Origin of the sequence: Microvirga pakistanensis (assembly GCF_004458765.1) — a bacterium.
Taxonomy (GTDB): Bacteria; Pseudomonadota; Alphaproteobacteria; order Rhizobiales; family Beijerinckiaceae; genus Microvirga; species Microvirga pakistanensis.
Window position 1 is genome coordinate 1 of the sequence record NZ_SPJX01000590.1, and the last position, 223, is coordinate 223.

Sequence of the window (223 nt, forward strand, 5' to 3'; positions counted from 1 at the left end):
GAGGGGACCGGAGATGATCAGCGGCGTCCGCGCCTCGTCGATGAGGATCGAGTCCACCTCGTCCACGATGGCGAAGGCGTGGCCGCGCTGGACCATCTGCGCCATCTCGTACTTCATGTTGTCGCGAAGGTAGTCGAAGCCGTACTCGTTGTTGGTCCCGTAGGTGATGTCGGCCGCATAGGCCTGCGCGCGCTCGGCATCGTCGATGCCGTGGACGATCACC

1 protein-coding gene is annotated in these 223 nt (G+C 64.1%); it reads right to left on the minus strand.

Annotation, left to right across the window (positions count from 1 at the left end):
• On the minus strand, positions 1-223 hold a 223-nt coding region (locus tag E4K09_RS23995; protein WP_134500185.1), incomplete at both ends, for a hypothetical protein.